At 65.7% G+C, this 11,970-nt stretch carries 12 protein-coding genes; 8 read left to right on the top strand and 4 right to left on the bottom strand.

All coding sequences use genetic code 11. The features are described 5' to 3' along the window. Positions 1-17: 17 nt before the first annotated feature. From hflK to LCL94_RS08900, 3 genes are all read left to right on the top strand, one after another. Complete coding sequence (gene hflK / locus LCL94_RS08910) at positions 18-1,121, top strand: protease modulator HflK (protein WP_224831890.1); 1,104 nt, start codon at positions 18-20, stop codon at positions 1,119-1,121. Between the two features lie 13 nt (positions 1,122-1,134). Further along, entirely contained in the window at positions 1,135-1,968 is an 834-nt protein-coding gene (gene hflC, locus LCL94_RS08905) for a protease modulator HflC (RefSeq protein ID WP_224832692.1), read from the top strand. A gap of 132 nt (positions 1,969-2,100) precedes the next feature. Beyond that, the gene (locus tag LCL94_RS08900) at positions 2,101-3,657 is read left to right on the top strand and encodes a Do family serine endopeptidase (RefSeq protein ID WP_224831889.1); all 1,557 of its coding nucleotides are present in this window, start codon (positions 2,101-2,103) and stop codon (positions 3,655-3,657) included. Between the two features lie 78 nt (positions 3,658-3,735). Here the strand turns inward: LCL94_RS08900 and LCL94_RS08895 are convergent, their stop codons facing one another. Both LCL94_RS08895 and msrB read right to left on the bottom strand, forming a co-directional pair. Continuing rightward, positions 3,736-5,913 (bottom strand): transglycosylase domain-containing protein, encoded by a 2,178-nt coding sequence (locus LCL94_RS08895; protein ID WP_224831888.1) that lies wholly within the window; start codon positions 5,911-5,913, stop codon positions 3,736-3,738. 98 nt (positions 5,914-6,011) lie between these two features. Then, on the bottom strand, positions 6,012-6,410 hold the full coding sequence (gene msrB / locus LCL94_RS08890; RefSeq protein ID WP_222555494.1) for a peptide-methionine (R)-S-oxide reductase MsrB: 399 nt from the start codon (positions 6,408-6,410) through the stop codon (positions 6,012-6,014). Positions 6,411-6,620: 210 nt separating this feature from the next. Here msrB and rpsT point away from each other — a divergent pair, with 210 nt between their 5' ends. The 4 genes from rpsT to LCL94_RS08870 all read left to right on the top strand — a co-directional run bounded on the left by rpsT (position 6,621) and on the right by LCL94_RS08870 (position 10,112). Next, on the top strand, positions 6,621-6,881 hold the full coding sequence (gene rpsT, locus LCL94_RS08885) for a 30S ribosomal protein S20 (protein WP_222555493.1): 261 nt from the start codon (positions 6,621-6,623) through the stop codon (positions 6,879-6,881). A gap of 503 nt (positions 6,882-7,384) precedes the next feature. Beyond that, positions 7,385-8,794, top strand: a complete 1,410-nt coding sequence (gene dnaA, locus LCL94_RS08880) for a chromosomal replication initiator protein DnaA (RefSeq protein ID WP_224831887.1) — start codon at positions 7,385-7,387, stop codon at positions 8,792-8,794. Positions 8,795-8,904: 110 nt separating this feature from the next. Then, positions 8,905-9,345 (top strand): DUF983 domain-containing protein, encoded by a 441-nt coding sequence (locus LCL94_RS08875; RefSeq protein ID WP_224831886.1) that lies wholly within the window; start codon positions 8,905-8,907, stop codon positions 9,343-9,345. Then, the gene (locus LCL94_RS08870; RefSeq protein ID WP_224831885.1) at positions 9,342-10,112 is read left to right on the top strand and encodes a HesA/MoeB/ThiF family protein; all 771 of its coding nucleotides are present in this window, start codon (positions 9,342-9,344) and stop codon (positions 10,110-10,112) included. The genes LCL94_RS08875 and LCL94_RS08870 overlap by 4 nt, the downstream gene beginning before the upstream one ends. Here the strand turns inward: LCL94_RS08870 and LCL94_RS08865 are convergent. Both LCL94_RS08865 and LCL94_RS08860 read right to left on the bottom strand, forming a co-directional pair. Next, positions 10,045-10,494, bottom strand: coding sequence for a hypothetical protein (locus tag LCL94_RS08865; protein ID WP_224831884.1), 450 nt, complete (start codon positions 10,492-10,494; stop codon positions 10,045-10,047). The two genes, LCL94_RS08870 and LCL94_RS08865, sit on opposite strands and share 68 nt — an antisense overlap. A gap of 9 nt (positions 10,495-10,503) precedes the next feature. After that, positions 10,504-11,205 carry an NAD-dependent deacylase gene (locus LCL94_RS08860; protein WP_224832691.1) on the bottom strand — a complete coding sequence of 234 codons (702 nt, stop codon included), beginning with the start codon at positions 11,203-11,205 and terminating at the stop codon, positions 10,504-10,506. Positions 11,206-11,239: 34 nt separating this feature from the next. Here LCL94_RS08860 and dapB point away from each other — a divergent pair, with 34 nt between their 5' ends. Next, the gene (gene dapB, locus LCL94_RS08855; RefSeq protein ID WP_224831883.1) at positions 11,240-11,968 is read left to right on the top strand and encodes a 4-hydroxy-tetrahydrodipicolinate reductase; all 729 of its coding nucleotides are present in this window, start codon (positions 11,240-11,242) and stop codon (positions 11,966-11,968) included. The last annotated feature ends 2 nt before the right edge of the window (positions 11,969-11,970 follow it).

Genomic DNA, 11,970 nt, shown 5'->3' with positions numbered 1-11,970 from the left:
GGAGGATCGGCCTAGCAATGGCTGGCGGAAAGAACCCTTGGGGTAGCGGGGGCAGTTCATCGGGAGACGGTGGCGACAAGGACGAGCCCGAGGCAAGCAAGCCCAAGGGCCCCAAGAATCCGTGGCTGCCGCCTGGCAGCGGCGGTGACCGTCGCGGTCCCAATATCGAAGACATCTTCAAGAGCCGCGGCCCCGAAGGCCCGCGCCGCACCGGCGGACCCGGCGGGCCCGGTTTCCGGATGCCCCAGCGCCCCGGCGGCAAGAGCTGGTTCCCGGTCGCAGTGGCCGGGATCGTCGCGCTCGGCCTGCTTGCGACCAGCGTCCACCTGATTGGCCCCCAGCAGGAAGCCGTGGTCAAGACGCTGGGCAATTACACCCGCAAGATGACCCCGGGCCTCAATTTTTCACTGCCCTTCCCGATCGAAACGGTCGATGTCGAGGACGTGCAGGGCGTGCGGATCGAGCGCGTTCCCGGCTCCAACCAGCAGGTGAAGCTGATCCTGACGGGTGACCAGAACCTCGTCGATTTGAGCTTCATCGTGCGCTGGAACATCTCCGACCTGGAAGACTTCAAGTTCCGCCTCGTCGATCCGGTGGAAACGGTCAACGACGTGGCCGAGGCTGCCATGCGCGCCGCGGTCGCCGAAACCGAGCTGGACGAGACCTTCTCGGGCCAGGGCCGTGCGGCGATCGAACAGGAAGTACGCGAACGGATGCAGCGCACGCTCGACGGCTACCAGGCAGGCGTGCGCGTGCTCGGTGTCGAAATCGAAAAGGCCGACCCGCCGTCCGACGTGGTCGAGGCCTTCCGCGACGTGCAGGTCGCCGAACAGCAGGCCGATGCCGCGCGCAACAAGGCCCGCGGTGAAGCCCAGCAGGTGCTTGCACAGGCGCAGGGTGAGGCGGAAGCCTTCGACAAGGTCTACGAACAGTACCGCCTTGCCCCCGAAGTGACGCGCCAGCGCCTCTATTACGAAACCATGGAACGCGTGCTCTCCAAGACGCCCAAGACCGTGGTCGAAACCAACAATGTGACGCCCTACCTGCCGCTGCCGGAAATCCGTGCGCGGGCCAAGCAGGGGACGCAGGCGAACACCGTGACCACGCAGGAGGGCCAGTAACATGGCCATGAACATGCAGCAGATCTGGGAAGATCATAAGGCGACCGTCGCCGCCCTCGGCCTTGCCGTTGTGGCATTCATGCTGAGCGCCTTCGTCGTGCCCGAAGAAGAGCAGGTCGTGATCGTCAGGACCGGTGAACCGGTCGGCACGATCAATACGCCCAGCGGCAATCTGAAAGCCGGCCTCCACTTCCGCTGGCCCTTCATCGACAAGGTCGTGCGCATCGAGAAGCGCCTTCTCGACCTCGAGATGAGCGATGAGGAAGTCCTTTCGAACGACCAGCAGCGCCTGCTAGTCAACGCCTATGCCCGCTTCCGCATCACCGATCCGGTGACCATGGTGGAACGCGCCGGTTCGACCGATGGCGTGCGCAATGCGCTGCAGCCGATCCTGAACTCGGTCCTGCGCCAGGAACTGGGCCGCCGCACTTTCCAGGCGATGCTCACCGCAGAACGCGGCGATGCGCTGGCCAATGTGCGGACCAATCTCGACCGGCAGGCCCGCCAGTACGGCGCGGAAGTGGTGGACGTGAAGATCACCCGCACCGACCTGCCCGAAGCGCCGCTGCAATCGGCCTTCCGCCGGATGGAATCGGACCGCGAGCGCGAAGCGCGCACGATCCGCGCACAGGGCGCCCGCGATGCCCGCATCATCCGTGCAGAAGCCGACGCGGAAGCTGCGCGCATTTACGCCGAAAGCTTCGGCAAGGACGCGGGCTTCTACGACTTCTACCGCGCGATGCAGAGCTATGATGCCACCTTCGCACCCGGCAACGGGAATGCGGAGAGCAACATCATCCTGTCGCCGGACAACGAGTACCTGCGGCAATTCCGCGGGCGGCGTTGACGGTTCGTCGAACGCGCAACACCGCGTTCAACGGGCATTCAGCGCCCCTTGGCAGTCTCGCCAGCAGGAACCGCCTGCACGGGTCCCGCATAGAAGCGGTGTGATCTTCGTGCAGATACAGACGAAGAGGAAATGAAGGACGTGAAGCCAGTGCGATATGCATATTCCGTAACCGCCGCCCTGCTTGCCGGAGGCGCTGCTCTTTCCCTCGCCGGATATCCCGCCGGAGCGCAGGTCGCCCAGAACGACGATTCCCACATGGCCCGCGTGGTCCCGCGTGCCGGGGCCCCCGAAAGCTTCGCCGATCTGACGGCACAGCTGCAGCCTGCCGTGGTCAACATCTCTACCCGCCAGCGGATCGAGATTTCCAACGGTAACGGCGGCAACCCCTTTGCCGGCACGCCGTTCGAAGACCTGTTCAACCGCCGCAATGGCGGCCAGCAACCGCAGGAGCCGCAGTACCGCGAAGGCCAGTCGCTGGGTTCGGGCTTCTTCATTTCGGCCGACGGTTATGTCGTGACCAACAACCACGTCGTCAGCCCTTCGGGCCGCGGCACGGTGGAAGAAATCACCGTCACCCTGCCCGACGGCACCGAATACGAGGCGGAACTGGTCGGCACCGACGCCCAGTCCGACCTTGCCGTGCTCAAGGTCAGCCGCAGCCAGCCCTTCCCCTTCGTGAGATTCGGCGATTCGAGCCAGGCGCGCGTGGGTGACTGGGTCGTTGCCATCGGCAACCCCTTCGGCCTCGGCGGCACGGTGACCAGCGGCATCGTCTCCAGCGTGCTGCGCAACACCGGCGCGGGCGCGTACGACCGCTACATCCAGACCGACGCGGCCATCAACCGCGGCAATTCGGGCGGCCCGCTGTTCGACATGCAAGGCAATGTCATCGGCATTAACAATGCCATCTATTCGCCTTCGGGCGGCAGCGTGGGCATCGGGTTCGCAATTCCCGCAGAAACCGCCGCGCCCATCGTCGACAAGCTGCGTCGCGGCGTGGAAATCGAACGCGGATATCTCGGCATCCAGATCCAGCCGGTGACCGAAGACGTCGCCGCTTCGCTGGGCCTGCAGCGCAATCGCGGCGAGTTCGTCCAGTCGGTCCAGGCCGGCCAGCCGGCCGAACGCGCGGGTCTGCAGCCGGGCGACATCGTGCTCAAGGTCAATGGCCGCGACGTGACGCCCGACCAGACGCTGTCCTACCTCGTCGCCAATATCGCGCCGGGCACGACCATCCCGCTTGATGTCGTGCGCGACGGCGAACGCCGCCGCATCAACGTCACTGTGGGCAAGCGTCCGACCGAAGAGGAGCTGCGCCAGAGCCAGATGTTCGACCCCGATGCCGAACAGGAAGACGACATGGCGCCGAGCGACAATGCGGTGATCGAGGAACGCCTCGGCCTGCAGGTGCTCGAACTGACGCCGCAGATTGCCCGCCAGCTGGGCGCTGGCGCCGATACGCGCGGCGTGGTGATCGCTTCGGTCAACCGCAACTCGGATGCGGCGCGCAAGGGCCTGCAGCGCGGCGACATCATCCTGTCCGCGAACTACCGCCCGCTGACCGCCGTTGCCGACCTCGAAACTGCCGTGCGCGGTGCGCAAGCCGAGAACCGCGAGGCCGTCCTGCTGCGCGTCCAGCGCCGCGGTCGCCCGGCCCAGTACGTGGCGGTTCGCCTGAGCCGCTGAGCGCACTAGCGAAGGCCACAAAGCAAAAGCCCTCCCGGTTCGCGCCGGGAGGGCTTTTTCTTTGCTCGTTCTGCCTGCCTACTGGCGGGGGCGTTCGGGCTGGCGCTGTTCGTTGCGCCCCGTAGCCCGGTCGAGGAAGTCGTCCCCGATGGCCTGCGGTGCGCCATCCGCCCCGCGACCCGGCTGCCCGCGCACCGGCGGCTGCTCACGGAGCGGGGGGCGCGTGGGATCGGTCGGCACCGGTTGCGGACGTTCGCCGTCTACCGGGAAGGGTAGCTGCCCGTCGGGACCTTCCGGCGGTCGGCCGGGCTCGATCAGATTGCCCTGCTCGTCGATGTAATAATAGTCGTCCGGGCTGCCGAAGAAGTACTCGTCATCCTCCTCCAGCTGCCATTCGGGCAACTTGAGTTCGGTATCGAATTCCTCGACCGGGCGATCCTTCACGGCATAGCGCATGAAGGCAGCGAAGGCCTTGGCCGGGGCGGCACCGCCCTGCAGCCCGCCGACGCGCTTGTTGTCGTCGCGGCCCATCCACACGCCGGTGGTGATGCCGGACGAGAAGCCGACGAAATAGCCGTCCTTGTTCGAACTGGTGGTCCCCGTCTTGCCTGCCACCGGTCGTCCGATCTGCGCGGCGCGGCCCGTGCCGGTCTGGACGGCGGCCTGCAACAGGTCGGTCATGCCCGCCGCCACGTGGTCGGGCACGAGCTGCGTGCTACGCGACTTCTTGTGCTCGTAAAGCGTCTCGCCATCGGCGGTCGTCACCTTGACGATGCCATAGGGTTCGACCGAGGCACCCTTGTTCGACACGGCGGCAAAGGCGCGGGTCATGTCGAGCAGGCGAACCTCGTTCGAGCCGAGCACCATGGCCGGATAGGTGTTGATCGGCGTGCTGATGCCGAAACGGCGTGCCATCGACGCGACCGAGCCGAATCCGACCTCGTTGCCGAGCTGCGCGGCCACGGTGTTGACCGAATAGGCGAACGCCGTGCGCAGGTCCGTCTCGCCGATATTGCGCCCCGTGGAATTGCGCGGGCTCCACCCGCCGATGGTAACCGGCGTGTCCACCACCCGGTCTTCCGGCGTGTAACCGGCCTCGAGCGCAGCAAGATAGACGAACAGCTTCCAGCTCGATCCCGGCTGGCGCAGCGCATTCGTCGCGCGGTTGTAATTGGTCTCGACGTAATCCGTCCCACCCACCAGCGCGAGGATCGCGCCGTCGCGGTCGAGGCTGACCAGCGCGCCTTGCGAGCCTTCGGGCACGTTCGACTGGACCGCGGCGGTGGCCGCGCGCTGCATCCCGACATCCAGCGTGGTCCAGACCTCGATCGGCTCGAACGTCTCGGGCAGCAGCAGGTCGAGCTGCGGTAGCGCCCAGTCGGTGAAGTAGCGCACCGAATTCTGCGCGGCCTCTTCCTTCAGCCGGACTTCCGAAGGGTCGACTGTCGCGTCCTGCGGAATGAAGTTCTGTTCCTTCATCAGGCGCAGCACCACGCTGGCGCGGCCGACGGCAGCATCGACATCGGCGGTGGGCGAATAGCGGCTAGGCGCTTTCACCAGGCCCGCGATGATTGCCGCCTCGCCGACCGAGAGTTCGTTGGCAGGGTGGCTGAAGAACTTCCGGCTGGCCGAATCGATGCCGTAGGCACCGCCGCCGAAATAGACCTTGTTGAGGTAGAGCTCGAGGATCTGCTCCTTGGAGAACTTCCATTCGAGCGCCATCGCCAGCACCGCCTCGCGCAGCTTGCGGTCGAGCGAGCGGTTCGAGTTCAGGAACACGTTGCGCGCCAGCTGCTGGGTAATCGTCGAGGTCGCGCCGAGCCGGTCCTCGCCCGTCGCCCAGACGTAGACGGCGCGAGTCAGGCCGTAAGGATCGACGCCGGGATGCGAATAGAACCGCCGGTCCTCGACCGCGATCATCGCGTCCTTCATGACTTGCGGGATTTCGTCATGCGACAGCCACTTGCCGTAACTCGGCCCAAGCTCGACGATCTCGGTCCCGTCGCGGGCGCGCACGACGATGGTCTGCGCGTTCTGCGTGGCCTTCAGCTGGTAGAAGCTGGGCAGCGAACGGGCCGCAAAACCGACCGCGATGGCGAGGAAGAGCGCGCCGACAAGCGCGAGCGCGCCACCCCAGACGAAGAGCCTTTTGGTCCAGCGCCAGAACCGGCCGGGTTCGCGTTGACCGTCGGCCTCGGCGCGCTGGGCCCGCTGTGCTCGAGCGGCCTTCTTGCGCCGGCTGCCTCTCTTATCCATTCTTCGCAAAATCCCTCATGCGGCCTGGCAGTGCCCTATAGATGCCACAATCTCGCATGGCGAGCCTCAACCCCCGCTGAACGCCCCGAGACGCCCCGTCAGTCCTCCGGCTCGAAATCGAGCGCGGCGGAGTTGATGCAATAGCGCAGGCCCGTCGGGCCGGGGCCGTCGGGAAAGACATGGCCGAGGTGGCCGTCGCATTTCGAGCAGACGACCTCGGTGCGAATCATCCCGTGGCTGGTGTCGCGATGCTCTTCGACCGCTGCGCCGTCTGCTGGCGCGCTGAAGGCCGGCCAGCCGCAGCCGCTGTCGAATTTCTCGTCGCTTTCGAACAGCAGCTGGCCGCAGGCAGCACAGTGGTATTCGCCTTCCTGCCTGTTCTTGTCATACTTGCCGGTGAAGGCCCGTTCCGTGCCCTTCTCGCGCAGGATATGGTACTGCTCGGGGGTGAGCGTCTCGCGCCATTCGGCCTCGCTCTTGATCAGCTTGTCACTCACGCATTGTCCTTTCGGCTGGCCTACCCATATAGGTGCAACAGGAGGCGATGCACGCGGTTCCTGACCCGGGCAGCATGTCATGCGACGATGTGCTTGACGATTCGGGCCCTCACCGCTAAGTGCGCCGCTTTCCGGCGGGGCATCCGCCTCTTTCGATACGACCAGACAAGATTTCGCCGCCCGTAACGTGCGGCCCGACCGAGGACAGACATGGCCAATACGCCGCAAGCCAAGAAGCGCATCCGCCGCAACGACAAGCGCGCCGAGATCAACGGTGCCCGCATGAGCCGCATCCGCAACTTCGTGAAGAAGGTCGAACTGGCCATCGAAGGCGGCGACAAGGAAGCGGCCAAGACCGCCCTGCTCAACGCGCAGCCGGAAATGGCTCGCGGCGTTGCTCGCGGCGTCATGCACAAGAACACCGCGGCTCGTAAGATGAGCCGCCTGTCGAAGCGCGTCGCAGCTCTCTGATTCGGCCTCCGGCGGCAACGCCGGACCATGGAATCGACAAGGGGTCGGCACGTCAGGTGTCGGCCCCTTTGACATATCCGGCACACTGCTGACGCAATTCCCTGCCGCACCGTCACCGGCCCGCAATCAAAACCCAGCGTTTCCAACGATTCGCATCCTGTGAATGTTCACATTGACGGAAAAACAGGGGTTTGAACGGCGGCCTGCGGGGTTCAGCGAGTCAACAAGTTTATTTCAGATTTTTTGCACTTATCCCCCTTGCGACTCATCGCCGCGGCGACTTATCAAATAGCTCTGCTCGGGGGGGACAGCCCGAGTTTTCACATCGATGGCCAAATGGGGGGAGCGCCCGGGAATCCTGCGATTCCGGGCAACGGCGGAGCCGTGCCGTCCGCCCATGCCGAATAAAAAGCACATCCGGTCGCCAAGGCCGGGCACCGGGGGTTGAATTCACTATGGTCAAGACGGGTGACCTTGCGAACAAGCGGAAGGCAAAAGACGAAATGGAGGATCTCGAGGCGGTAAACCTGGCAGCCGATTGGGCTGACATCAGCCAGGGGCTCCGCAAGGATCTCGGCCATCAACTGCACAGCCAGTGGATCAAACCGATCCAGCTCGGCAAGATCGATCCGGAAACGGGTACGCTGGACCTGTTCCTGCCGACCGAATTCAGCGCCAACTGGGTCAAGGACCGCTTTGCCGACCGGCTGAGCCTGGCATGGAAGATCGCCCGCAGCGAAGTGCGCCGGGTGAACATCTCGGTCCATCCGGGTCGCCGCCAGGTCGCCGACCTACGCCTGCACGGCGACGGCCGTCGTCCGGCCAATGATGGCGATCATTCGATGATGGCGATCGGCGCGGACACGCTGGGCGACCAGGGCTTCACCTCCTCGGTGGGCCTCGACGCCTCGCTCAGCTTCGCCGCCTTCGTGACGGGCGAGGCGAACGTGCTTGCCTTCAATGCCGCACAGCGCATGGCCGCGACCGAAAAGCCGCAGTTCTCGCCGCTTTACCTCAAGGCCGCCACCGGCCAGGGCAAGACGCACTTGCTGCACGCCATCGGCCATGCCTTCCTGAAGGCCCACACGCGCAGCCGCATCTTCTACTGCAGCGCCGAGCGTTTCATGGTCGAATTCGTCCAGGCGCTGAAGGCCAACCGGATGATCGAATTCAAGGCCCGCCTGCGCAGCTTCGACCTGTTGCTGGTGGACGACATCCAGTTCATCATCGGCAAGGCGTCGGCGCAGGAAGAACTGCTTTACACGATCGATGCGCTGCTGGCTGAAGGCAAGCGCCTGGTGTTCGCTGCCGACCGTGCGCCGCAGGCGCTCGACGGGGTGGAACCGCGCCTCCTCTCGCGCCTGTCGATGGGCCTCGTCGCGGACATCCAGCCCGCCGACATCGAGCTGCGCAAGAAGATCCTGCATTCCAAGCTGAGCAAGTTCGCGCCTCTGGCGGTGCCGGAAGACGTGATCGAATTCCTCGCCCGCACCATCACGCGCAATGTGCGCGAGCTGGTCGGCGGCCTCAACAAGCTGATCGCCTATGCGCAGCTGACCGGCCAGGAAGTCTCGCTCCAGCTCGCCGAAGAACAGCTGACCGACATCCTGTCGGCCAACCGCCGCCGGATCACGATTGACGAGATCCAGCGCACGGTCTGCCAGTTCTATCGCATCGACCGCAGCGAGATGTCGTCCAAGCGCCGTGCGCGCGCGGTCGTCCGCCCGCGCCAGGTCGCGATGTATCTTTCCAAGGTGCTGACCCCGCGCAGCTATCCCGAAATCGGGCGCAAGTTCGGCGGCCGCGATCACTCCACCGTGATCCATGCCGTCCGCCTGATCGAGGACCTCCGCGAGCGCGATGCCGATATGGACGGCGACGTGCGCAGCCTGCTGCGCCAGCTGGAGAGCTGATTTTTTCCTGACCCTTCGGATCGCACCCCGGGCAAGGAAAAGCTGACGATCGACGGGCCTGTCGCAGAGGCCTGTCGACAGTCCCTCCACATGCTGCCAACAGGCTTTCCATGAGCCTGTCCCCAGAAGCCAACCGGCCGAGTGCCTTGGGCTACGACCTCCCTGCCAGCCTGTTTGCGGCCCTACTGCGCGGCGTGCGCCATCGCTGCCCGCGCTGCGGCGAAGGCAAGCTTTTCCGCCGTTGGCTGAAGCCGGTCGACACGTGCTCTGCCTGTTCGCTCGACATCTCGGGCCAGCGGGCCGACGATCTTCCCGCCTACATCGGCATCTTCGTGACCGGCCACCTGCTCGCCCCGGTGATCATCGCGCTGGTGACGAAGTGGGAACTGGGCGCGCTTGCCCTCCTCGCCATCATCATACCGCTGGCAATCGTGATGCTGGTCGCGCTGCTCCAGCCTTCCAAGGGCGCAGTCATTGGCCTGCAGTGGTGGAACGGGATGCATGGCTTCCGCAAGGAGCGCCTGCCGGAAGGTGACGGAGCCGAGCGATGAGCCTGCCCGAAAACCGGCTGGAGCGATTCGCGCGCCATATCGTGCTTCCCGAGATCGGCGGCGCCGGACAGGTGGCCCTGGCGCAAAAGCATCTCGTGCTGGTCGGGCTTGGCGGGATCGGCTCGCCCGCGCTGCAATATCTGGCCGCGGCAGGAATCGGGAAGCTTACCCTGGTCGATGACGACAAGGTCGATGCCAGCAACCTCCAGCGCCAGACGCTCTACAACGAACGCGATATCGGCTTCGGCAAGGCGACCTGCGCCAAGCGCTGGGTGAAGCTGTTCGACCCGGCGCTCGACGTGGAGATCAGCGACCGCCGGATCGATGCCGAGAATGTCGACGCCCTCGTCGCCGACGCGGACCTCGTGCTCGACGGGACGGACAATTTCGCCACCCGTCTCGCCGTGTCGGATGCTTGCGTGCGCGCCGCCGTCCCGCTGCTGTCGGCTGCGGTGGGCAGGTTCCAGGGACAGGTGGGTGCCTTTGCCGGGCACCTCGACGAGGAAGCCTGCTATCGCTGTTTCGTGGGCGATGCCTTCGATGCGGAAGATTGCGACACCTGCGCCGAAGACGGAATGCTGGGCGCCATGGCCGGCTGGGTCGCGACCTTTGCCGCGATGCAGGCAGTGCGCATATTGCTCGACGGGACAAGCGCCTTCGGCCGCTCCGACTGGAGCAAAGTCTATTTGCTCGACGGCCTCAGTCCAGCGACCAGGGCTTTTTCGATCGCGAAGGATCCGGCCTGCAGTGGATGCGCGAGCCGTTAGCGCTTTCCTCGCAGATCCGGCCCAGCCTGTCGCGGCCCGGTTCGGGCGTATCGAGCCAGTAGAACAGGAATGCCGCGAGCAGGACCCCGCCGGCCACCAGCGCCTTCAGCCCCAGCACCGCGCAGCCGCCGCTCACTCCGGCCCCGGCGTAATCCTGTCGGGCGAGGCTGTCCTCGACACCCCTTTTCGCGCTGAAGAAGGCCGTTCCGCCGACCGCGATCAGGACGATCGGCGTCGCGAACAGAAGCACCAGCGTATAGAAGATCATGTCGCCGGAAATTCTGCAATCGTGGCAGAAGAACAGTCGGACTGCCCAGTACCAGGCGACATAGGCATAGGGCAGGACCAGCAGCAGGCAGGCGATGAGTGCGCGGCGTGACATTCCCTGCTCCTATCCTCCCAGTATCTCGGTGACCCAGCGCGGCACCAGCTCGCCGGCGCGCCCCTGGCGCGATTCGTGGAACCAGTGCGAGCCCTCGCTGCGGTCGAGGTTGAGTTCGAGCGTCCGCGCACCGAGGTCGCGCGCATCGCGCACGAAGCCGGCGGCGGGATAGACCGCGCCGCTTGTCCCGATCGACACGAACAGGTCCGCCTGGCGCAGCGCGGCATAGATGCGGTCCATCTGGTAAGGCATCTCGCCGAACCACACGACATCGGGGCGCAGCGAATGCGCCTCGCAGGTCGGGCAGGCGGGCCGGTCGACCAGCGGACCGGTCCAGCGGTGCCGCCGCTCGCAGATGGGGCACAAGGCGCTCAGCAGTTCGCCGTGCATGTGGAGCACGCGGCGAGCGCCTGCCCGCTCGTGCAGATCGTCGACATTCTGCGTGACGATGAGCAGGTCTCCGCCCCATTCCGCATCGAGCTGGGCCAAGGCCTCGTGCGCGGCATTGGGGGCGACCTCCTGCACTGCGGCGCGCCGGGCATCGTAGAAGCGCTGGACCAGTTCAGGATCGCGGGCAAAGCCTTCGGGAGTCGCGACGTCCTCGACCCGGTGCCGTTCCCACAGTCCGCCTGCCGAACGGAAAGTGTCGATCCCGCTTTCGGCGGAAATCCCGGCGCCCGTCAGGACGACGATGTTGCGCAGAGCGACCATAGGTTCCATGAACACGGAAACCCAAGGAGGGGCAATGCCAAGTTTCGGGATTATCGGCAGCAAGGGCGCGATGGGCGACGCGCTGTACCGCGTGATCGATGCCTCCGGCCATGAATGGGCGGGCGGCATGGACAAGGGCGGCGATGTGGCGGGACTGGCCGATGCGTCCGACGCGCTGATCGATTTCTCTGCCCCCGGCGCGCTGCAGGCGAACCTGCACGCGGCTGTCGGCGCAGGCATTCCCATCGTTATCGGCACCACCGGCCTCGAAGACCAGCACCATGCCGCAATCGACAGCGCAGCCCGCGCGGTGCCCGTGCTGCAGACAGGGAACACCTCGCTCGGCGTGACCCTGCTCGCCCACCTCGTACGCGAAGCGGCGCTAAGGCTCGGGGACGACTGGGACATCGAGATCGTCGAGATGCACCACCGCCGCAAGGTGGACGCGCCCTCGGGCACGGCGCTGCTGCTCGGCCAGGCGGCAGCGCAAGGGCGCGGGATCGATCTTGCCTCCAACCGCGAAAGCGGGCGCGACGGGCATACCGGCGCACGGGCGCGCGGCGCGATCGGCTTTGCCGCCCTGCGCGGCGGGACGGTGGCCGGCGAACACAGCGTCATCCTAGCCGGAGACGAGGAGCGCCTGACCCTCTCGCACAGCGCGGAAAACCGTGCCATCTTTGCGCGGGGCGCACTGAAGGCGGCTGAATGGCTGCTGGGGCGCGATCCGGGACGATACAGGATGGAGGACGTGCTCGAACTCTAGCG

This window comes from Qipengyuania gaetbuli, assembly GCF_020171365.1.
In the GTDB taxonomy this organism is placed as follows: Bacteria; Pseudomonadota; Alphaproteobacteria; order Sphingomonadales; family Sphingomonadaceae; genus Qipengyuania; species Qipengyuania gaetbuli_B.
This window is presented reverse-complemented; position numbering and strand designations above follow the sequence as displayed.

Bases quoted from the DNA above. Each gene is read 5' to 3' on its own strand.
- hflK (WP_224831890.1), top strand. From the start codon at position 18: ATGGCTGGCGGAAAGAACCCTTGGGGTAGCGGGGGCAGTTCATCGGGA.
- hflC (WP_224832692.1), top strand. From the start codon at position 1,135: ATGCAGCAGATCTGGGAAGATCATAAGGCGACCGTCGCCGCCCTCGGC.
- LCL94_RS08900 (WP_224831889.1), top strand. From the start codon at position 2,101: ATGAAGGACGTGAAGCCAGTGCGATATGCATATTCCGTAACCGCCGCC.
- LCL94_RS08895 (WP_224831888.1), bottom strand. From the start codon at position 5,913: ATGGATAAGAGAGGCAGCCGGCGCAAGAAGGCCGCTCGAGCACAGCGG.
- rpsT (WP_222555493.1), top strand. From the start codon at position 6,621: ATGGCCAATACGCCGCAAGCCAAGAAGCGCATCCGCCGCAACGACAAG.
- dnaA (WP_224831887.1), top strand. From the start codon at position 7,385: ATGGAGGATCTCGAGGCGGTAAACCTGGCAGCCGATTGGGCTGACATC.
- LCL94_RS08875 (WP_224831886.1), top strand. From the start codon at position 8,905: ATGAGCCTGTCCCCAGAAGCCAACCGGCCGAGTGCCTTGGGCTACGAC.
- LCL94_RS08870 (WP_224831885.1), top strand. From the start codon at position 9,342: ATGAGCCTGCCCGAAAACCGGCTGGAGCGATTCGCGCGCCATATCGTG.
- LCL94_RS08865 (WP_224831884.1), bottom strand. From the start codon at position 10,494: ATGTCACGCCGCGCACTCATCGCCTGCCTGCTGCTGGTCCTGCCCTAT.
- LCL94_RS08860 (WP_224832691.1), bottom strand. From the start codon at position 11,205: ATGGTCGCTCTGCGCAACATCGTCGTCCTGACGGGCGCCGGGATTTCC.
- dapB (WP_224831883.1), top strand. From the start codon at position 11,240: ATGCCAAGTTTCGGGATTATCGGCAGCAAGGGCGCGATGGGCGACGCG.